This window comes from Streptomyces ferrugineus (assembly GCF_015160855.1).
GTDB lineage: Bacteria > Actinomycetota > Actinomycetes > Streptomycetales > Streptomycetaceae > Streptomyces > Streptomyces ferrugineus.
In genome coordinates, this window is the sequence record NZ_CP063373.1 from 9,177,923 (window position 1) to 9,196,809 (window position 18,887).

Annotated in this window: 22 protein-coding genes; all 22 read right to left on the minus strand. The window is 70.0% G+C overall.

Features of this window, described 5'->3' with window-relative positions:
• Positions 1-24: 24 nt before the first annotated feature.
• On the minus strand, positions 25-312 hold the full coding sequence (gene rpsQ, locus IM697_RS40665) for a 30S ribosomal protein S17 (RefSeq protein WP_194041981.1): 288 nt from the start codon (positions 310-312) through the stop codon (positions 25-27).
• Positions 312-536: a 50S ribosomal protein L29 gene (gene rpmC, locus IM697_RS40670; RefSeq protein WP_007494763.1), complete on the minus strand. Its 225-nt coding sequence runs from the start codon at positions 534-536 to the stop codon at positions 312-314. Before rpmC ends, rpsQ begins: the two co-directional genes overlap by 1 nt.
• Entirely contained in the window at positions 536-955 is a 420-nt protein-coding gene (rplP, locus tag IM697_RS40675) for a 50S ribosomal protein L16 (protein ID WP_030967307.1), read from the minus strand. Before rplP ends, rpmC begins: the two co-directional genes overlap by 1 nt.
• A gap of 5 nt (positions 956-960) precedes the next feature.
• Positions 961-1,782, minus strand: coding sequence for a 30S ribosomal protein S3 (gene rpsC / locus IM697_RS40680; RefSeq protein WP_194041983.1), 822 nt, complete (start codon positions 1,780-1,782; stop codon positions 961-963).
• Positions 1,782-2,129: a 50S ribosomal protein L22 gene (gene rplV, locus IM697_RS40685; RefSeq protein WP_019753093.1), complete on the minus strand. Its 348-nt coding sequence runs from the start codon at positions 2,127-2,129 to the stop codon at positions 1,782-1,784. Before rplV ends, rpsC begins: the two co-directional genes overlap by 1 nt.
• 43 nt (positions 2,130-2,172) lie before the next feature.
• Positions 2,173-2,454, minus strand: a complete 282-nt coding sequence (gene rpsS / locus IM697_RS40690) for a 30S ribosomal protein S19 (RefSeq protein ID WP_019753092.1) — start codon at positions 2,452-2,454, stop codon at positions 2,173-2,175.
• A gap of 12 nt (positions 2,455-2,466) precedes the next feature.
• Positions 2,467-3,303 carry a 50S ribosomal protein L2 gene (rplB, locus tag IM697_RS40695; protein WP_189933359.1) on the minus strand — a complete coding sequence of 279 codons (837 nt, stop codon included), beginning with the start codon at positions 3,301-3,303 and terminating at the stop codon, positions 2,467-2,469.
• 40 nt (positions 3,304-3,343) lie between these two features.
• On the minus strand, positions 3,344-3,763 hold the full coding sequence (gene rplW / locus IM697_RS40700; RefSeq protein ID WP_194041985.1) for a 50S ribosomal protein L23: 420 nt from the start codon (positions 3,761-3,763) through the stop codon (positions 3,344-3,346).
• Complete coding sequence (rplD, locus tag IM697_RS40705; protein ID WP_062706770.1) at positions 3,763-4,419, minus strand: 50S ribosomal protein L4; 657 nt, start codon at positions 4,417-4,419, stop codon at positions 3,763-3,765. Before rplD ends, rplW begins: the two co-directional genes overlap by 1 nt.
• A gap of 8 nt (positions 4,420-4,427) precedes the next feature.
• A complete protein-coding gene (gene rplC, locus IM697_RS40710; RefSeq protein WP_194041987.1) occupies positions 4,428-5,072 on the minus strand; it encodes a 50S ribosomal protein L3 in 645 nt (214 codons plus the stop codon).
• Positions 5,073-5,089: 17 nt separating this feature from the next.
• A complete protein-coding gene (gene rpsJ, locus IM697_RS40715) occupies positions 5,090-5,398 on the minus strand; it encodes a 30S ribosomal protein S10 (RefSeq protein ID WP_003948644.1) in 309 nt (102 codons plus the stop codon).
• Positions 5,399-5,828: 430 nt separating this feature from the next.
• Positions 5,829-6,272, minus strand: coding sequence for an FAD synthase family protein (locus IM697_RS40720; RefSeq protein ID WP_194041989.1), 444 nt, complete (start codon positions 6,270-6,272; stop codon positions 5,829-5,831).
• Positions 6,272-7,789: a fibronectin type III domain-containing protein gene (locus IM697_RS40725; protein WP_228044368.1), complete on the minus strand. Its 1,518-nt coding sequence runs from the start codon at positions 7,787-7,789 to the stop codon at positions 6,272-6,274. The genes IM697_RS40720 and IM697_RS40725 overlap by 1 nt, the downstream gene beginning before the upstream one ends.
• A 94-nt stretch (positions 7,790-7,883) precedes the next feature.
• A complete protein-coding gene (locus tag IM697_RS40730) occupies positions 7,884-9,428 on the minus strand; it encodes an oligosaccharide flippase family protein (protein WP_194041993.1) in 1,545 nt (514 codons plus the stop codon).
• Positions 9,425-11,008, minus strand: coding sequence for a hypothetical protein (locus IM697_RS40735; protein WP_194041995.1), 1,584 nt, complete (start codon positions 11,006-11,008; stop codon positions 9,425-9,427). Before IM697_RS40735 ends, IM697_RS40730 begins: the two co-directional genes overlap by 4 nt.
• The gene (locus IM697_RS40740; RefSeq protein WP_228044369.1) at positions 10,983-12,443 is read right to left on the minus strand and encodes a hypothetical protein; all 1,461 of its coding nucleotides are present in this window, start codon (positions 12,441-12,443) and stop codon (positions 10,983-10,985) included. The genes IM697_RS40735 and IM697_RS40740 overlap by 26 nt, the downstream gene beginning before the upstream one ends.
• Positions 12,444-12,450: 7 nt before the next feature.
• Complete coding sequence (locus tag IM697_RS40745) at positions 12,451-13,659, minus strand: glycosyltransferase family 4 protein (protein ID WP_194041997.1); 1,209 nt, start codon at positions 13,657-13,659, stop codon at positions 12,451-12,453.
• A 28-nt stretch (positions 13,660-13,687) separates the two neighbouring features.
• A complete protein-coding gene (locus IM697_RS40750; RefSeq protein WP_194041999.1) occupies positions 13,688-14,668 on the minus strand; it encodes an NAD-dependent epimerase/dehydratase family protein in 981 nt (326 codons plus the stop codon).
• A 108-nt stretch (positions 14,669-14,776) separates the two neighbouring features.
• Positions 14,777-15,889 (minus strand): glycosyltransferase, encoded by a 1,113-nt coding sequence (locus IM697_RS40755; RefSeq protein ID WP_194042001.1) that lies wholly within the window; start codon positions 15,887-15,889, stop codon positions 14,777-14,779.
• Positions 15,886-16,434 carry an LbetaH domain-containing protein gene (locus IM697_RS40760; RefSeq protein ID WP_228044370.1) on the minus strand — a complete coding sequence of 183 codons (549 nt, stop codon included), beginning with the start codon at positions 16,432-16,434 and terminating at the stop codon, positions 15,886-15,888. Before IM697_RS40760 ends, IM697_RS40755 begins: the two co-directional genes overlap by 4 nt.
• A 36-nt stretch (positions 16,435-16,470) precedes the next feature.
• Positions 16,471-17,175 carry a CDP-alcohol phosphatidyltransferase family protein gene (locus tag IM697_RS40765; RefSeq protein WP_194042003.1) on the minus strand — a complete coding sequence of 235 codons (705 nt, stop codon included), beginning with the start codon at positions 17,173-17,175 and terminating at the stop codon, positions 16,471-16,473.
• Between the two features lie 159 nt (positions 17,176-17,334).
• The gene (locus IM697_RS40770; RefSeq protein ID WP_228044371.1) at positions 17,335-18,807 is read right to left on the minus strand and encodes an exopolysaccharide biosynthesis polyprenyl glycosylphosphotransferase; all 1,473 of its coding nucleotides are present in this window, start codon (positions 18,805-18,807) and stop codon (positions 17,335-17,337) included.
• Between the last annotated feature and the right edge of the window lie 80 nt (positions 18,808-18,887).

The following is an 18,887-nucleotide window of genomic DNA, read 5'->3' on the forward strand; positions in this document are numbered from 1 at the left end:
CAGCGGGGCCGGAGCCCCGCTTGATTACTTCGCCTTCTCGAGGATCTCGACGACGCGCCAGCGCTTCGTCGCGGACAGCGGCCGGGTCTCCATGAGGAGGACGCGGTCGCCGACACCCGCGGCGTTCTGCTCGTCGTGCGCCTTGAGCTTGTTCGTACGGCGGATGACCTTGCCGTACAGCGCGTGCTTCACACGGTCCTCGACGGCGACGACGACGGTCTTGTCCATCTTGTCGCTGACGACGAGACCCTCGCGGGTCTTGCGGAAGCCGCGCGCTTCAGCAGTCTTCTCAGTCACGTTGTTCTCGCTCATCAGGCGTTCTCCACCGTTTCGATGCCCAGCTCACGCTCGCGCATCAGGGTGTAGATCCGCGCGATGTCCTTGCGGACCGCCTTGAGACGGCCGTGGTTCTCGAGCTGACCGGTCGCCGCCTGGAAGCGGAGGTTGAACAGCTCTTCCTTGGCCTCGCGAAGCTTCGCCAGAAGCTCCTCGTTGCCCAGCTCGCGCAGCTCGGACGCCTTGGTACCGGCCGACATCACGCTTCACCTGCCTCGCGCTTGACGATCCGGCACTTCATCGGCAGCTTGTGGGCCGCACGGGTCAGCGCCTCACGGGCGATCTTCTCGTTGGGGTACGACAGCTCGAACATCACGCGTCCGGGCTTGACGTTGGCGATCCACCACTCCGGAGAACCCTTACCGGAACCCATGCGGGTCTCGGCGGGCTTCTTGGTGAGCGGACGGTCCGGGTAGATGTTGATCCAGACCTTGCCACCACGCTTGATGTGACGCGTCATGGCGATACGAGCGGCCTCGATCTGACGGTTCGTCACGTACGCCGGGGTGAGCGCCTGGATGCCGTACTCGCCGAACGCAACCGTCGTGCCACCCTTGGCAGCGCCGGAGCGCTTCGGGTGGTGCTGCTTGCGGTGCTTGACCCTACGGGGGATCAGCATGTCGGTCAGGCCTCCGTTCCGGTGCTCTCAGCCGGAGCGGACGCGGGAGCCTCGGCCTTGGGGGCCTCGGAACCGGCAGCCTGCTGCGGCTTGCGACCGCGCCGCTCGCCACCGCGGCCACCACGGGCCGGGCGGTCGGAACCACCGCGGGCCGGGCGGTTGCCCGCACGGGCGGCGGCGTTCTCGGCGCGGACCTCGGCGATGTTCTTGACGTCGCCCTTGTAGATCCAGACCTTCACACCGATGCGGCCGAAGGTCGTCTTGGCCTCGAAGAAGCCGTAGTCCACGTTCGCGCGGAGCGTGTGCAGGGGCACACGGCCCTCGCGGTAGAACTCCGAGCGGGACATCTCGGCGCCGCCGAGGCGGCCACCGCACTGGATCTTGATGCCCTTGGCGCCGGCCTTCATGGCGGACTGCATGCTCTTGCGCATGGCCCGACGGAAGGAGACGCGGGAGGAGAGCTGCTCGGCAACGGCCTGGGCCACGAGCTGAGCGTCCGTCTCGGGGTTCTTGACCTCGAGGATGTTCAGCTGGACCTGCTTGCCCGTGAGCTTCTCGAGGTCACCGCGGATGCGGTCGGCCTCGGCGCCACGGCGGCCGATGACGATGCCGGGACGAGCGGTGTGGATGTCCACACGCACGCGGTCACGGGTGCGCTCGATCTCCACCTTCGAGATACCGGCGCGCTCCATGCCGGACGTCATCATCCGACGGATGGCGACGTCTTCCTTGACGTAGTCCTTGTACAGCTTGTCGGCGTACCACCGGGACTTGAAGTCCGTGGTGACACCGAGCCGGAACCCATGCGGGTTAACCTTCTGGCCCATTACCGGGTTCCTTCCTTGCTGGCGACGACCACGGTGATGTGGCTGGTCCGCTTGCGGATCCGGTAGGCACGGCCCTGGGCGCGCGGACGGAACCGCTTCAGGGTCGGGCCCTCGTCGACGTACGCCTCGCTGATGAACAGCGAGGAGGCGTCCGGGTGGTCGTAGTTGTGCGCGGCGTTGGCGATGGCGCTGTCGAGCACCTTGCCGACCGGCACGGAGGCAGCCTGCGGAGCGAATCGCAGGACCGCCTGGGCCTCCGTGGCGTCCATGCCACGGATGAGGTCCACCACACGGCGGGCCTTCATGGGCGTGACGCGGATGTACCGCGCCTGGGCCCTGGCTTCCATGGTTGTCCCTTCAGTTTCTTACGTGTCTGAATGCGATCCGCTACTAGCGGCGCTTCGACTTCCGGTCGTCCTTGACGTGGCCCCGGAAGGTGCGCGTCGGCGAGAACTCGCCGAGCTTGTGGCCGACCATCGACTCGGTGACGAACACCGGGATGTGGGTCTTGCCGTTGTGCACCGCGAGCGTGTGGCCGAGCATGGCCGGCACGATCATGGAGCGACGGGACCAGGTCTTGATGACGTTCTTGGTGCCGGCTTCGTTCTGGGCTTCCACCTTCTTGATCAGGTGGTCGTCGACGAAGGGCCCCTTCTTGAGACTGCGCGGCATCTAAACCCGCTCCTAGCGCTTCTTGTTCGTCTTGCGGCGGCGGACGATGTACTTGTTCGAAGCCTTCTTCGGCGAACGAGTACGACCCTCCTTCTGACCCCAGGGGCTGACCGGGTGGCGACCACCGGAGGTCTTGCCCTCACCACCACCGTGGGGGTGGTCAACCGGGTTCATCGCCACACCGCGAACGGTCGGGCGGACGCCCAGCCAGCGCTTGCGGCCGGCCTTGCCCCAGTTGATGTTGGACTGCTCGGCGTTGCCGACCTCGCCGACGGTGGCGCGGCAGCGCACGTCGACCAGGCGGATCTCACCGGACGGCATACGGAGGTGGGCCATGGAGCCCTCCTTCGCGAGCAGCTGCACGGAGGCACCGGCGGAGCGGGCGAACTTGGCGCCGCCACCGGGACGGAGCTCGATCGCGTGGATCGTGGTACCGACCGGGATGTTGCGCAGCGCCAGGTTGTTGCCCGGCTTGATGTCGGCCCCGGGACCGTTCTCGACGCGGTCACCCTGCTGCAGGTTGCGCGGGGCGAGGATGTAGCGCTTCTCGCCGTCGGCGTAGTGCAGCAGCGCGATGCGCGCGGTGCGGTTGGGGTCGTACTCGATGTGCGCGACCTTCGCCGGCACGCCGTCCTTGTCGTGACGACGGAAGTCGATCACGCGGTAGGCGCGCTTGTGGCCACCGCCCTGGTGGCGGACGGTCACACGACCGGAGTTGTTACGGCCACCCTTGCTGTGCAGGGGGCGGACCAACGACTTCTCCGGCGTGGACCGCGTGACCTCGACGAAGTCGGCGACGCTGGAACCACGACGGCCCGGCGTAGTCGGCTTGTACTTGCGGATTCCCATTTCTCAGTCCTCGTCCGATATCGGACGATCCGGACCGCCCTCAGGCGGTCGGACCGCCGAAGATGTCGATACGGTCGCCCTCGGCGAGGGTCACGATCGCGCGCTTGGTGCCGGCACGCTGGCCGAAGCCGGTGCGGGTCCGCTTGCGCTTGCCCTGGCGGTTGATCGTGTTGACCCCGGTGACCTTGACCTCGAAGACCGTCTCGACGGCCTGCTTGATCTGGGTCTTGTTGGAGCCCGGCGCGACGATGAACGTGTACTTGTTCTCGTCCAGGAGCGCGTAGCTCTTCTCGGACACGACCGGCTTCAGCAGCACGTCACGGGGGTCCGTGAACGCCTTGCTGACCGGGGTGACGACGGTGTTCTTGCCCTCGGCGGCGTGGCGACGCGCCTTGGCGACGCGCGCGGCCTTGGCCTTCTTGGCGGCCTTCGAGGCAATGGCGGGGTGACGGATAGCCATCAGGCCTCGCTCCCTTCGGTGTCATTGGCCTTCGGGCCCGACACGAAGGACTCGAAAGCGGCCTGGGTGAAGACCACGTCGTCCGAGACGAGAACGTCGTACGTGTTCAGCTGGCCCGGCTCCAGGATGTGGACCTGGGGCAGGTTGCGGGCGGACAGCCACGCGGCCTCGTCGGCGCGCTCGACGACCAGGAGCAGGTTCTTGCGCTCGCTGATCTTGCCGAACAGGCTCTTCGCGGCCTTGGTGGAGGGGGTCTCGCCCTCGATCACGCCGGAGACGACGTGAATGCGGTTGTTGCGGGCCCGGTCGGTGAGGGCGTGGCGCAGGGCCGCGGCCTTCATCTTCTTGGGGGTCCGCTGCGAGTAGTCACGCGGCACGGGACCGTGCACGACGCCACCACCGGCGAACTGCGGCGCGCGGGTCGAACCCTGGCGGGCGCGACCGGTGCCCTTCTGGCGGTAAGGCTTCTTGCCACCACCACGGACTTCACCGCGGGTCTTGGTCTTGTGCGTGCCCTGGCGGGCAGCGGCCAGCTGCGCGACGACGACCTGGTGAAGCAGCGGAACGCTGATCTTCTCTACGTCGAAGATCTCCGCGGGGAGCTCGACGGTACCGGCCTTGTCGCCCGCCGGCGAAAGGATGTCAACAGTGCTCATCGGTTACCTCAGGCCCCCTTGGCCGCGGTGCGGACCAGGACGAGGCCGCCGTTCGGACCGGGAACCGCGCCCTTGATGAGCAGCAGACCCTTCTCCGCGTCAACGGCGTGGACGGTCAGGTTCTGGGTGGTGACCCGCTCGTTGCCCATGCGACCCGCCATGCGGAGGCCCTTGAACACACGGCCCGGGGTGGCGCAGCCACCGATGGAACCGGGAGAGCGGTGCTTGCGCTGGGTGCCGTGACCGGCGCCGAGGCCACCGAAGTTGTGGCGCTTCATGACACCGGCGAAGCCCTTGCCCTTGCTCTTGCCGGTGACGTCGACCTTCACGCCGGCCTCGAACACCTCGGCGGTGATCTCCTGGCCCAGCGTGTACTCGGAGGCGTCCGCGGTGCGGATCTCGACGAGGTGACGACGGGGGGTGACGTCGGCCTTGGCGAAGTGGCCCTTGAGGGGCTTGTTCACCTTGCGCGGGTCGATCTCGCCGAAGGCGATCTGGACCGACTCGTAGCCGTCGACGTCGTTGGTACGAACCTGGGTCACGACGTTGGGGCCGGCCTTGACGACGGTGACCGGGACGACGCGGTTGTTCGCGTCCCACACCTGCGTCATGCCGAGCTTCTCGCCCAGGATGCCCTTGATCTGCTTAGCCATCTCTCAGATCACCGGCCTCAGAGCTTGATCTCGATGTCGACACCGGCCGGGAGGTCGAGTCGCATCAGAGAGTCAACGGTCTTGGGGGTCGGGTCGAGGATGTCGATCAGGCGCTTGTGCGTGCGCATCTCGAAGTGCTCGCGCGAGTCCTTGTACTTGTGCGGCGACTTGATGACGCAGTACACGTTCTTCTCAGTGGGCAGCGGCACCGGGCCCGCGACCGACGCACCAGTGCGGGTCACCGTCTCGACGATCTTCTTCGCCGAGGAGTCGATGACCTCGTGGTCGTAGGCCTTGAGCCGGATGCGGATCTTCTGTCCCGCCATGGCTACTCAGTAGTCCTGTCTCTCTACAGCTCTGGAACCCGGTGTTCCTTTGACTTCCTCCGACCCACGCGGTCGGGCGTGTCGCCCTCCCGCTGACACAGATGTCCCTTGTTCGAACATCCCTTGCCTGGGAAAGAGGTGCACCGGGTGCCTGGCCAGTGCCGCACCACACTTCCCGGAAGATTCCCGTACGTCCGCCCCAGCGCTGCCTTACGGCAGTTAGGGCGACGAGTACTGTGGGACTCGCTTCCAGTCCTCCCGGCGGGAGGCGCGCAGCATCAACACTCGACCGAGCAACTCGGACAGTCTGCCATATGGGCCAGGGGCTCCGCCAATCGAGCCGGAGAGAATACCCCGAGCGTGACGCAGGTCAAACCTGGAGTGAGCCGCGGGGAGGCGAGACCCCCGCGGCCCCTGCGTCAGCCCTCCGTCACCCGTCCGTCACGCTCCGGCGTGGCCCCGCGAGCTGCAGCGCTTCCCGTAGCAACGTGCTCGAGGTGTGCACGGTGTACGGGAAGTAGACGACCTCCACGCCCACTCTCGCGAACTCGGTCTCGTACGTCGTCCAGACGTCCGTGCCGAGCCAGTCGTCGCCTTTGAAGATGACGTCGAAGCCGACTTCCTTCCAGATCTCGATCTTGTCGTCCACGGTCGCGACGAAGGTCTCGTCCACGTGGCGCACACTGCGGACGATCTGCAGCCGCTCGGAGAGCGGTACGACGGGCGGCCTGCCTTTCAGGCGCACCACGAGTTCGTCGGAGCAGACGCCGGCGACGAGCCGGTCGCAGTGCGTGCGCGCCCGGCGCAGGATGTTCAGATGGCCCACGTGGAAGAGGTCGAAGACCCCCGGCGCGTAGCCGAGACGTTCTCCCATCAGCGCTTGTCCTTCGGACGCTCGACCGCGGCGACGACGAGCGCGTCCGACCTGGGCGAGGCGTTCGTGCCGTCGGTGACGGCGATCCGGTACTGGTGGCGCGAGCCGGGGGCGACGGAGTCGGTGTACGTCATCGTGGGGCGCCGCCACTCCGCGGACCGCCCCGTCGGCGAGGCCACGAGCCGGCCGTCCCGGTAGATCAGATACGTGAGCTTCGCGTCGTCCCGGTCCCACGAGGCACGCCAGGTGAGCTTGACGCGGCCGCCTGCCGTGGCCGACGCCTTGAGCCGGGGCACCGCTTCCGGGGTCCCGGTGTCGGGCCCGGGCGAGAAGCGGGTCAGGCTCTGCTGCGGCCTGCCGTTGACCTTGGTGAACTCGCCGCCCGCCCACAGGACTCCACCGGCCATCTCCAGCGCGCGGGGGCCGTTGCCCTCGCCGGTCCCCCCGTTGGTGTCGGGGAACCAGTGCAGGATGTGCTTGTCGCGGACCGACTGGGCCAGGAAGTGCTGGCGGGCGTGGATCTCGGGGAAACCGCCGGGGGTGTCACGGCAGTTGTGGGCGTGGGACCCGCTGTAGAGAACTCCCTTGTGCACGGCGAGGGCCTGGGTCGCGCCCAGGCAGGTGTCCTTCCACACCCTCTTGCCGGTGCCGAGGCGGCCGGCGAGACGGCCGTCGAAGATGCCCGTCCCGGTGCCCTCGGCCGCGGCGTAGAAGTTGGTCCTGTCGCGGGCCAGCGCCTTCACGGACGATCTCGGCGGCACCCAGTCCCCGTACGAGGCCACCGTCTTGCCCGTGACGGGATGCAGGGCGACGAGCGACTTCTCCAGGTCGCCGTTGACCATGTAGAAGTCACCGCCGACGAGGACCTTGCCGTGCTCCGGCGCGGCGAGGACGGCCCGCACGGGAGCCTCGATCTCCGCCTTGAACCGCAGCAGCTTCCCGCTGGGGGTGAACGCCGCGATGCGCTCCCTGTCCCGGCCGTTGACGACCGTGAAGCCGCCGCCCAGATAGACCGCCTTGTTCGTGACGTCGATGGCGTGCACGTACGAAGACATGCGCGGGCGGAAGTCCTTGCGCACCGAGCAGCCGGCCGTGTTGAGGGCGACCGCGCCGGCCGCCCGGACCTTGTCGGCCCTGGTGAACGAGCCGCCGATGTACAGCACCCTGCCGCTCGGCGACGCCTTCAGCGCCCGCACCGTGTTGCCGCCGCCGGAGAGCCGCGGGGCGCACGGCAGGAGCCTGCCGGTGGCGGCGTCGAACGCGGCGAAGTTCTTGCGCGCGACCTCCCTTTCGCCGGGCTCCGCGCCCGGCGGGCGGACGTTGGCGAAGGTCCCGCCGACGTACACGACACCGTCTGCGTACTCGATCGACCAGACGATTCCGTCGGTCTGCCAGGTCGCCATGGTGTCGGCGGTGAGGGTCTTCTCGTGGCCGGCGGCCACCGAGGCCGAAGCGGTGACGAGCGAGGCAGCCGCGAGGAGGGCCACGGCCGAAGCCGTGGTGGCCCCCCACTTCATGCTTTTTCTGAGGCGCATCGAACTTCCCGGGTTGCAGCGAGTACGAGTGATGAGAAGGGGAGAGGGGTGTGGCCGGCTCGACTCCGAGACGGCCTCATGTGGCGCGTTCGCGCAGCACACCGACGAGTTCACGCACTCCCAGGGGTGTGCGAAATCGCCACAAACTTATACCGAATAGTGAAAATCCTGTGGTCATTGCGACGGCAAGTCCTACGGTCGTGTCACCTGCGAGGAGCCTCGCGGGGAGGACCAGGGCCGCCATGAGCAGCAGGCCGGTGCCGGTCGCCAGGAGGTACCCGCCGTCGAGGACGGAGAAGCCCGGGTGCCGGCGCACCAGTACGGCCGCGGCGACGTTCTCGACGACGATCGCCGCTCCCCAGGACAGGGCGGCTCCCAGCACGCCCCAACGGGGCACGGCGAGCAGGCCGACACCCAGCTGCACCGCGAACGCGGCGCCGGTGACCGCGAGATGCCATGAGCTCTTGCCGGACATCAGCAGCACCGTCTGGGCGTTGCCCACCCCGACATTGACCGCCGCGGCGGCACAGAGCACGACCAGCGCGTCCGACCCCGCCACGAACTCGGGTCCGAACAGGGACAGGACGGTGCCGGGGAAGCTCACCAGGAACACCAGCAGCGGCCAGGAGAACAGCACGATCCAGCGCGTCGAGATGCGATGCAGATCGCAGGCCGACTGGTGCTGCTCCATGGCGAGGAGGCGGCTGATCTCCGGAGCGACGGCCAGGCGGATGGCGAGTTGCAGGAGCGTCGCGGCGGTGATGACCCGGCCGACGGCCGTGTAGATGCCCGCCTCTTCGCTGGTGGCCAGGCTCGACAGCAGGATGACGCCCACCCAGATCGCGCCGATGTCGAACACGCAGGAGATCGCCCGGGGTGCGGCGAACGCCCAGAATCCGTGCCGTGTGACGCCCGCATCGGGTGCGGGAGGCTGTCCGGGCCGGGTACGGCGGCACCGGCGCACCGCGTACCAGGCGACGAGGGCGCCGCCCAGGGCGGGAACGAGCCAGGCGGCGGCCAGACTCAGCACACCGGGCGCCAGCAGCGCGACGGGTACGGCGATCAGGACGCGCAGCACCGGCTTGCCGATCTGCTCGACACCGACCAGCGGAATCACGGTGCCGTAGCCCTGGGTCGCGCCGAGCAGGATCAGGGTGACCGTGGCCAGGGGGAGGAACAGGGCGAAGAGCCGGACCAGGGTGACCGCGTCCTGCGCGGCGAGGTTCGGCAGCAGTGAGGTGGCCGTCGAGGGCGACAGGAACAGCAGCGCGGCGGCCCCGGTGCTCAGCACCGCTCCCGGTACGACCGCCGTGCGCAGCAGTGCGCCCACCTGCCGGCCGCCGCCCGTGGCCACGTCACGGGAGACGAAGCGCACCAGCCCGGTGTCGGCGCCGAGCTTGCAGGCGTTGCTGAGGATGGTGAAGACGGCGACGCCTGTGAACACCGCTCCCGAGCCGTGTGCGCCCAGGGCACGGGTGACCAGCATGACGAGGGCGTAGCCGGAGACGGCGTTGGTCGTCGCCCCGAGGAAGCCCCACCATCCGCCGCGCGCGGTGGCGGCGACCCCGCTCCGGGCGGCCTTCGCGCCGACGGCGGGGAGGGTCGTACCGGAGGCGCTCATCCTGTGGAGGCGGTGAGCGAGTCGTCCTGCGCGGCCCGGGCTCCGTCGGCACGGGCGGCCGGCAGCGCGGACGGGCCCCGCTCGGCCGGGCGGCGGGCAGCGGTGAGCAGTCCGCGCCGGGCGCGCGTGCACAGCACGGCTCCCACGATGCGCCCGCCCGAGCAGCCGATCAGCTCGCGCACCCGCCTGAGGTCCTCGCGCCTGGTGTGCTCCAGTCCGCCCACGACGAGGACTGCGTCGGCACGCTGGGCGACGGCGAGTCCGTCGGCGTGTTCGAGCAGCGCCCGCGTGACGACCACCGCGGTCCTCGCGGAACCGGCGGCCGACACGACGCGCGCCACCATGGGGGACATCGGGATGTCGCCGGTGCCGGTGGAGCGCCGGTCGGGGCAGAGGGTGATGCGCCCCGCCGTGCCCGCGTCGACGACGACCTGGCCGTCCAGGAGCCGGAGCCCGTCGGTGTCGGCGCCCGGGTCCTCGGTCAGCAGCGGCAGCCGTGCGGCGAGGCCCGGGGTGCTCGCGGTGGCGTCCACCAGCAGGACGTCCTCACCGGACTCGGCGAGCGCGGCGGCGAGGTTGACGGCGGCCGCCTCGGCGTGGCGGTCCTGCTTCGGCGCCACGACCAGCAGGGTGCCGCCGGCCGTACCGGCGGCGCCGTGCCGCAGGTGGAAGGCGACCGTGCGGTACAGCTCCGCGCGGCTGCCGGCGACCCGGCCGACCTCCAGCGGATCGCTGCCCGGGGCGGTGCCCGGGACGACGGCCAGCACGGGGGCGCCCAGCGCGTCCTGGGCCTCGCCGACCGAGCGCACCCGTGGTTCGAGGGCGGACCGCAGCCAGGCGAGCACGATGGCCAGGACCAGACCGCCCACCAGGCCGAGTGCGATGAGCGCCGACACTCCCGGCCCCGCCGGGTGCTTCGGGGGCTCGGGCTCGCGTACGACGTCGCCTCCGGTGGTGTCGCGGACCTCGAGGTCGGAGATCCGCTTCTGCAGCGAGTCGATCCGCTCCCGCAGTGCCGCGCTCCCCTTGCCGCCGGCAGCGGCGGAGTTCTTCGCGATCAGCGGGGCGACCTGGTGCTTCAGCCGGCTCGACATCCGCGCGACCGTGGCGTCGGCCCGCTCCTTGCGGTCGGCGAGGTAGGCGTCGACGAACGCGTCGGTGACCCGGGCCGCCCGCCGCGCGGTGCCGGCCGTGTACTCGAACCTGAGGATCTGGGTGTCCGGCGGATTGCTGACCCGCAGTTCCTCCAGCAGCGCGTCGGCGCGGGACGGTTCACGCAGCGCTGTCGCCGCACGGGCCGCGACGGTGGCGCTGAGCGCGATCTGCCGCTCGGTGCCCATGCTCACCTGGTTGTCGACGGACACGCCGTGGGTGCTGAACGGGTCCACCGTGGAGCGGACGAGAACCTCGCCGGTGGAGGTGTAGCTGCCGGCCCGGAGCAGCATCAGCAGCAGTGCCCCGAGCAGCCCGAGGACGAGGCCCAGCGCGATCGTCACGCGGTACCTCAACAGCCGGCGCAACTGCTCGCGGAGCTGGTCCGGTTCGTCGTACCGGTCATCGGAGCTGGCGGAGCTGGTCACGGATGCCTCCTGTTCCGGGGATGAGTACGGGGCCGGCGGTCGCGGGCGGCAGCGCCGGTGCGGGAAGTCGGGGTGACCGGGCGGTGCGGCGGGTGATGAACAGCGGGGTGATCAGGAGCAGCAGCATCGGGCCCACGATGGCCAGGAGGCTGCCGCGCAGGAAGATCAGCTGGTAGAAGGCGAAGGCGGGGACCAGCAGGTACGCCAGCGTGGCCGGACTGCCTCTGAGCCGTTCCCGGATGTCGTCCACGCGGCGTCCGGCCGCGCCCAGCAGACAGAAGACGGCCACCACAGCGGGATAGCCGGCCCATGTGTAGCTCTCGATCCACAGCGGCGCGGAGAGATTCCAGAACTCGTAGCCCGCGTGCTGGGCGAGGGTGATGCCGAGGGCCTGCGGCTTCTCGGGCCATACGGAGCGCGGCACCATGAACACCAGGGGGCCGAGCGCCCCCGACGGCGAGTGCCCGTTCTCCGCCACATGGTCGACTCCCGTCTGCATCTGCTGGAAGGAGTCGTAGTCCATGTTCGAGGTGAGTTGTTCCGTCAGGCTCACCACTTGGACGGCTTCGCGTTGGCTGTAGCGGAAGTAGTCGCTGTACGGAAAGACGAGCAGCACCGCCGCCGTGATCGCCGCGGCGGTGATGCGGAAGGCCCGCGGACGGTTGAACCGGCCCCAGGAGAACAGCAGGGCCAGCAGGACCGTCCCGGCCCAGAAGCGCGGCTTGCTGATCGGGTTGTTGACGACCACGTTGAGCGCGAGCAGCAGCGGGAGCAGCGCCCAGCGCACGCCGCGCAGCAGCCGGTCGCCCGTGGTCCGGCGGGGCAGGTGGAGCAGGCCCATCAGCGCCCAGAAGGCGGGTACGGCGAGGACCCAGGTACGCAGTGTCCGCTCCGTGTCCGTCGCGGCTTCCGACTGCCACAGGGCCTGTCTGCTGGTGAAGAAGGCGCCCGCTCCGCCCATCGGGGGAACGAGTACGACCGCGAGGACGAGCGAGAGGCCGCACAGGACGAGCACGGGCAGGGGTGCCAGGCTGCGGGAGAGCAGCGGTTCGAGAACGGCCGAGCGTCCGCGGGCGCGCCTGGCGGCCAGTACCGCTCCGGCGCTGTAGGCGAGGAGCCCGACCTCGACCAGGACGGTGACGGAGAAGGCGTTGGCCTCGTCGGTCCGGTATCCGAGGGGGTAGCTGTCGGTGGCGAGCATGGCGAGCGGCGCCAGCCCGAGCCATACGTAGGAGAAGAGCCAGAAACCGAAGGCGACGAGCCGTACCGACGTGCCGGTGAGCACCCACGCGAGCGCGCTGCCGGTGTGCACCACGACGGCGCACTGCACGACGAGTGCGGCGCCGACGTGCCCCTCGCAGGTCTGCAGGACCAGCCCCGGCAGCAGGCCGATGAGTACGGCGGCCCAGGCGAACACCGCGGCCACGGAACGCACAGCCGATTCACCCTTTCGCATGCGCCCGGGAACGCAGGGCAGTCAGGATGTCCTCGAATCGCGAGGCGCAGGTCTGCAGGGCGAACTCGCGCTCGGCCAGCGCCCTGCTCTCCTTGCCGAGGACCTCCGCGCGGGCCGGGTCGTTCAGGACCTCGCGGACCCAGGTGGCCGCGTCGGCCAGCGAGGACTCCTCGGGGGCGAAGACCGCCGAGCCGGCCTGCGTGAGCAGCTTCGCCGCCAGGTTGTCCGCCGGCATCAGGCCCAGCACCGGGCGTCCGGCGCACAGATAGGACAGCGTCTTGGAGGGGACCGAGAATTCTCCGGCGTCCGCCGCCAGCAGCACGACCAGCACATCGCCCGTGGCCAGCACCTCGGGCAGCCGGTCGTAGGGCTGGAAGGGCAGCAGGGTCAGATCGACGCCGCGGGCGGCGGCGGCCTCCTTGACGACCGGGACGGCCGGGCCGTCGTTGACGACGACCAGGCGGACCCGTTCGCCCTGTTCCCGCAGTGTCTCGGCGAGCCGCACCAGGAGGACGGGGTTGTGCTTGAGGCCGATCGTGCCGGAGTACAGCAGGGTCCTGACGCCGGTGAGACCGTGCTCCGCCGACCAGGCGTTGGCACGGGGCTCGGGACGGATCTCGTCCAGCGGCGCCCAGTTGGGAATGACGGTGACCTTGCCGGCGGTCCCCCACTCCCGGTGGATCCTCACGAAGGAGTCGGCGATCACCACGATCGCCGAGGCACGGCGCGCCGACCACCTCTCGCCCCGTTCGAAGACTCCGGCGGCTACGCCCATCAGCCTCGACACTCCGGCGGCGGCGAAGCTCTTCAGCGCGACGGCGGTGATGTCCTGGTGCCACAGCACCCAGGGGATGCGCAGCGCCCGCAGCGCCGACGCGGCCACGACCAGGGCCGGGATCGGCAGGTTCCCCAGCATCGCCACGTCCGGCTGCTCGCGCCGTACCTGCCGGGCCAGTTCCAGACCCAGCCGGGTCTCCTGGAAGAGGCGTCGGACGTAGGCACCCTTGTCGAGCACGACATGGTCGCCGATGGTGACGAAGCGCAGGCCGGCGACCGCGTCCCGCTCCAGGTTGCCCTTCCCGGAGACATAGGCCGGGCAGGTGGAGTGGACGACGTCATGGCCGCGACGCGCCAGCTCCCGGCTGAGCTGGGCCTGGAACGGGTGCCCGCTGTAGTCGTGGACGAGGATCCTCATCGGCTGCCTTCCCGGCCCGTACGAGAGGTCAGGAACCGGCGAGCTTGACCTGGTCGTAGACCCAGGCGTAGGTCTTCTCCAGGCCTTCGGCCAGGGGGATCGACGGCTCCCAGCCGTACAGCTCGCGGATCAGGGCGTTGTCGGAGTTGCGGCCGCGCACGCCCTGGGGGGCGTCCAGTTGGTACTTGCGCTCGCAGCGGATGCCCGCGATGTCCTCGACGATGTCCACGAGCTGGTTGATGGTGACCAGTTCGCGGGAGCCGAGGTTGACGGGCATGCTGCTGGTCCCGTTCATGAGCAGCTGGGTGCCGTGCACGCAGTCGTCGATGTACATGAAGGAACGGGTCTGCCGGCCGTCGCCCCAGATGTCGATGCGGTGGTCGCCGGAGACGGCCGCCTCGGCGATCTTGCGGCACACGGCCGCGGGCGCCTTCTCGCGGCCTCCGGTCCAGGTGCCCGCGGGGCCGTACACGTTGTGGTAGCGCGCGACACGGCAGGCGAGGCCGTAGTCCTCCTCGAAGTGGCGGCACATGCGCTCGGAGAAGAGTTTCTCCCAGCCGTAGCCGTCCTCGGGCTGGGCGGGGTACGCGTCCTGCTCCTTCAGCGCGGTGGCGTTGGAGGCGGTCTGCTTGCCCGCGGCGTACACACAGGCGGACGAGGAGTAGAAGTAGCGCTCGACGCCGGCCTCCTGCGCGGCCTGGAGCATATGGGTGCTGATCAGCACCGACATCATGCAGGCGGCCTTGTGGTTCTCGATGAATCCCATGCCGCCCATGTCGGCGGCGAGCATGTACACCCGGCCGGCGTCCCGGACGGCGTCGCGGGCGTTCTCGACCAGCGACAGATCGGCGACGACGTTCTCGGCCTCGCCGTGCAGTTGGTGCCATTCGTGCGGCGGCTTGATGTCGACGCAACGGACCGTCAGACCCTGTGACAGCAGGTCGGCGGCGAGGTGCCCACCGATGAATCCGCCGGCTCCGGCGACAACGACGTCCACCTGCTTGGTCATGGCAGCTCCCTCACAGAAACCAAAGATCTGATGTCGGATCTGCCTGGTAGGTTATGCGTGAATTATCCGAATTAGTGCAATATGCCACGCGCTTCGGCGCCGCAAGTTTCAGAGATTCCGGTAAATCTCTTCCAGCCGGTCCGCCACCGCGTGGATGGAGAAGGATTCCGCCACCGCGCGCCGGCCGGCTCGCACCAGCCCGGCCCGCCGATTCTCGTCGGTGAGCACCTCGCAGACCGCGTCGGCCATGGCCCGCGGACTGCCGTCCGTGACGACCGCCGCTCCGCGGCGCGCGAGTTCGTCCGCCATGCCGCAGGTGTCGGTGCACACCACGGGCGTCCCCGCGGACAGGGCTTCGATCACGGTCATGGGGAACGGCTCGTCCACGCTCGGCAGCACATACACCGCCGCTCTCGCCTGGGCACGCAGCGCCTCGGCGTACGACAGCGCCCCGCCGTAGGAGACGACGCCCCAGAGCCGATGGGCCGCGATGAGCCGACGCACCGTCGGCAGTTCGCCCTCGTCCGCCCCGTGCAGGGTGAAGCGCACGCCGGGCAGCTTCCGGTGCACCAGCGCGGCCGTCTCGACGAACGCGTCCGGGCGCTTGCGCGGGTGCAACCGCGCCATGAAGAGCACCTCCGGGGCGCGCGGCCCGCGCTCCACCTCGGCGTCGTGCTCGGGCCGCACCCCGTTGGGCAGGGTGAGCAGCGGCGGCCCCTGCGGTCCGATGACCTCGGAGACGGCCCGCCGCTCCCGCTCGGTGAGCACGAGGCAGCCGCGTGCGCGGCGCAGCAGCGGTACGTACAGACGGTCGAAGAGTCTGGCGACGAGCCTGTGACGCGGCTCGACCATTCCGTGGGTCTGGGTGAAGAACCGCTTGCGCCGCAGCGTGGCCACGGCCAGCGCGGTGAGGGAGACCAGGTCGCGCCCCGCGTGGATGTGCACGACATCGGCCCGGCCCATGGAACGCCACATGTCCCCGACCAGCAGCGGGTGCATGATCCCGGTGAAGCGGCCGGGGAGCAGGGCGCGCGCCGGACGCGTGCGCAGCGGCACCGAGCCGATGTGCGCCGGAGCCCGGGATCCGCCTCGCCACAAGGACAGCAGCGTGACCTCGTGACCGCGCGTGGCGCACTCCTCCAACTGCCCGGTCGCCACGCTCGTAGGACCGCCGTACGCTCCGTCCTCGCTGACGAGGGTCACCACGTGAACGAGCCTCATCGCGCGCCCCTCGCCGTGACGACCTCGCCCGGGGCGAGGTCACGACGGGCGACCGCCGAGGCCCCCACCACCGCGCCACGGCCGACGGTGACCCCGCGCAGCACGACGGCCCGCGCCGCGACCCAGGCTCCGGGCAGCAGGTGGATGGGCCCGTTGTCGAACTCGAAGGTGGGAGTACGGCGCTGATGGCTCCCGGTACACAGCAGCGCGTCCTGGGACACGCAGACGTCGCTGCCGATGCTGATCCGCTCGAGGTTCAGCAGCCAGGCGCCCTCGCCGATCCACACGTCGTCGCCGACCTCCAGCCGCCACGGCCAGTGCACGCGCACCCGGTGACGGATCAGGACCCGCTGCCCGATCCGCGCGCCGAAGGCCCGCAGCACGGCGGGCCGCCAGCGGGCCGGAAACCACCACTTGACGAAGACGAGGTTGAGAACGGCGAACCAGGCGGCCTGGACGAGCAGGGGGCGTCCCTTGTCGTAACCGGCTCCGGTGAAGCCTCGCAAGGAGCGTTCCACGGCGGTCGGCGCGGCGGTGTCTGCCACGGGTCGGGCCTTCCTTGTCACGGGCGCGAATCGGGGTCAGGAAAGCTCTCGGAACCACTTGGCGAAGAACGCGGGCACGAGCATCAAGTGGGCCGCGAGCAGGGCGACATACAGCGCGAAGAACAGCCTCTGATTCCCCAGGAACAGGAAGATCAGGCACAGCAGGCCGAAATCCACGGGCAGCAGCGCCATGCCGCGAGCCGTGGAGGGCGGGCGCGTCGGGCCGGCCTGCGCATCGCTCCCCCGCCGTCTGAGCTGTTCCGTCAGGATCCCGCCGAAGAACAGCAGGACGGCGGTGAGTTGGAACACGAGCGGAACGAGCAGCAGGACGGGGCGCGGCAGGTCGAAGAAGCGGTAGAACGAGACCAGGACCGCAGCGTGCAGGCTCAGGAGCTTCGCGCAGTCCGTCACGTGGTCGAGCCACGCCCCGGCGGGGCCGGCCGCCCCGTGCAGCCGGGCCAGTTGGCCGTCCGCGGAATCCAGCGCGAAGCCCACGAGCAGGGCGAGCGCGACGCATCCGCCGAGCATGTGCGAGGGGGAGCACAGGGCGATCGCGGCAATGGCGGGAAAGGTGACCAGTCCGCTCGCGGCCGTCACATGGTTGGCCGAAAGCCCGATGCGATGAGCCGCGGCCGCGAGCAGCCGGCCGGCCGGCCGATTGACGAATCGCGAGTAGCCGGGCACCCCACGGGCGGGCTTTTGCACCTTCGAGAGCCGGCTCAGTGTGCTGGGGAATTCCACGCTCTCAACCCCGAGAATTCCGAAACGCGTCCTGAGTGCCCACGGATGACCGTCCGACCATGATCGTCATACCGCGAACGTAGAGGCCCGGATCCGGCGCATCCGATGCGACAAGCCGACTTATCCCGAGATCCACCTGATTGGCGCCGCGCGGGCAGGTCAGTAGGCCCCGCGCCCGTCCAGCACGGCACGGACCGTACGGGCCATGACCGTCAGGTCCCAGGCCCACGACCAGTTGTCGACGTACCGCAGATCGAGCGAGACGGTCTCGTGCCAGGACAGGTCGGACCTGCCGCTCACCTGCCACAGTCCGGTGAGGCCGGGTTTGACGCTCAGCCGGCGCATCTCCACCTGGTCATAGCGGGCGACTTCCTCGGGCAGCGGCGGGCGCGGGCCCACCAGCGACATGTGTCCGAGCAGGACATTGACCAACTGGGGCAGCTCGTCCAGCGAAGAGCGCCGCAGAAAGCGCCCGACGGGTGTGACCCGCGGATCCCGGCGCAGCTTGAACATATGGCCGTCGTGTTCGTTGACCGCCGCCAGTTCGCCTTTCAACCGGTCCGCGTCCACGATTATGGTCCGGAACTTCCACATGGGGAAACGTGTCCCGTTCCGGCCGACGCGGTCCTGGCGGTAGATGACCGGCCCGGGCGAACTCATCCGCACGGCCAGCGCCAGCAGCGCGAACACCGGAGCCAGTGCCAGGAGCAGGACGAGCGAGCCCGCCCGGTCCGTGGCGGCCTTCAGCAGCGTCGGCAGGCCGCGGCGCGCCGGCGGTGCGATGTCCAGCAGGGTGAGCCCGGCCGCCGAGGTGATCCGGACCCTGCGCCGGGCCACCTCGACGACGCCGGGCAGCACCATCAGCCGGTGGCCCCGGTCGTGCAGGGCCCAGGACAACCGGCGCAGCCGGTCCCCGGACAGGTGCCTGCCGGTGGCGACGAAGACCAGGTCGGCGTCGAGCAGGTCGGCCGCGTCCGCCACGGGCGCGGCCCCCTCGTCCGAAGCGGTCCGCGCGCCGGCCGGCAGCCGGGCGGACACCGGCACACCGGACAGCACCTCGCCCTCGCCCAGCACACAGGCCCCGACCACCACGTACCCGTGGTCGGTGCGCTCGGCCAGCTGTCCGACGACGGCGTCCACGGCGTCGGCCTCGCCGATGACGAGGACGCGTCGAAGGCTTCGGGCGCGTCGGCGTACGGCCAGGACGTGGCGGTGGATCGCCTTGCGGCAGAGCACGGTGACCGCCAACGACGGACACAGCGCGGCGAGCACCGCCGGGGAGGCCTCGCCCAGCCCGGATACGGCACGCAGCACGGCCAGCGCGCCGAGCAGCACCAGCCAGTCCCGCACGAGCGGTCCGACGGGGGCGCCTTCGTCCCAGGTCCAGGGTGCGTAGCGGCCGGCGGCGAGGCCCACGAGGACCCAGAGGGCGGTGACCGCCACCGCCTGGTGCACGGGCCGGCCCACGCCGATCGAGGAGAGGGCCACCGCCGCCGGAAGGACCATGCCCGCGGCGTCGACACAGATCGCGACCGGTGCGTGCCACCTGTCGGCGGGGCCACTGCGTGTGAGGGTCCGATGCGGTGTGAGGGGCACCGCCTGCTCTGGCACCGTGCTGGTGGACTGCCGCATGGTTCTCCCTGTGACCCCGGCCCTCGGCGAAGGCGTGGGCGCGGCTGCGTCGGGTGCAGCTCACGCCCCGCGTAAGGGTT

What these genes read in the sequence shown, in the direction of transcription:
- rpsQ (WP_194041981.1), bottom strand. Translation starts at nt 312, where the DNA reads ATGAGCGAGAACAACGTGACTGAGAAGACTGCTGAAGCGCGCGGCTTC.
- rpmC (WP_007494763.1), bottom strand. Translation starts at nt 536, where the DNA reads ATGTCGGCCGGTACCAAGGCGTCCGAGCTGCGCGAGCTGGGCAACGAG.
- rplP (WP_030967307.1), bottom strand. Translation starts at nt 955, where the DNA reads ATGCTGATCCCCCGTAGGGTCAAGCACCGCAAGCAGCACCACCCGAAG.
- rpsC (WP_194041983.1), bottom strand. Translation starts at nt 1,782, where the DNA reads ATGGGCCAGAAGGTTAACCCGCATGGGTTCCGGCTCGGTGTCACCACG.
- rplV (WP_019753093.1), bottom strand. Translation starts at nt 2,129, where the DNA reads ATGGAAGCCAGGGCCCAGGCGCGGTACATCCGCGTCACGCCCATGAAG.
- rpsS (WP_019753092.1), bottom strand. Translation starts at nt 2,454, where the DNA reads ATGCCGCGCAGTCTCAAGAAGGGGCCCTTCGTCGACGACCACCTGATC.
- rplB (WP_189933359.1), bottom strand. Translation starts at nt 3,303, where the DNA reads ATGGGAATCCGCAAGTACAAGCCGACTACGCCGGGCCGTCGTGGTTCC.
- rplW (WP_194041985.1), bottom strand. Translation starts at nt 3,763, where the DNA reads ATGGCTATCCGTCACCCCGCCATTGCCTCGAAGGCCGCCAAGAAGGCC.
- rplD (WP_062706770.1), bottom strand. Translation starts at nt 4,419, where the DNA reads ATGAGCACTGTTGACATCCTTTCGCCGGCGGGCGACAAGGCCGGTACC.
- rplC (WP_194041987.1), bottom strand. Translation starts at nt 5,072, where the DNA reads ATGGCTAAGCAGATCAAGGGCATCCTGGGCGAGAAGCTCGGCATGACG.
- rpsJ (WP_003948644.1), bottom strand. Translation starts at nt 5,398, where the DNA reads ATGGCGGGACAGAAGATCCGCATCCGGCTCAAGGCCTACGACCACGAG.
- IM697_RS40720 (WP_194041989.1), bottom strand. Translation starts at nt 6,272, where the DNA reads ATGGGAGAACGTCTCGGCTACGCGCCGGGGGTCTTCGACCTCTTCCAC.
- IM697_RS40725 (WP_228044368.1), bottom strand. Translation starts at nt 7,789, where the DNA reads ATGAAGTGGGGGGCCACCACGGCTTCGGCCGTGGCCCTCCTCGCGGCT.
- IM697_RS40730 (WP_194041993.1), bottom strand. Translation starts at nt 9,428, where the DNA reads ATGAGCGCCTCCGGTACGACCCTCCCCGCCGTCGGCGCGAAGGCCGCC.
- IM697_RS40745 (WP_194041997.1), bottom strand. Translation starts at nt 13,659, where the DNA reads ATGAGGATCCTCGTCCACGACTACAGCGGGCACCCGTTCCAGGCCCAG.
- IM697_RS40750 (WP_194041999.1), bottom strand. Translation starts at nt 14,668, where the DNA reads ATGACCAAGCAGGTGGACGTCGTTGTCGCCGGAGCCGGCGGATTCATC.
- IM697_RS40755 (WP_194042001.1), bottom strand. Translation starts at nt 15,889, where the DNA reads ATGAGGCTCGTTCACGTGGTGACCCTCGTCAGCGAGGACGGAGCGTAC.
- IM697_RS40770 (WP_228044371.1), bottom strand. Translation starts at nt 18,807, where the DNA reads ATGCGGCAGTCCACCAGCACGGTGCCAGAGCAGGCGGTGCCCCTCACA.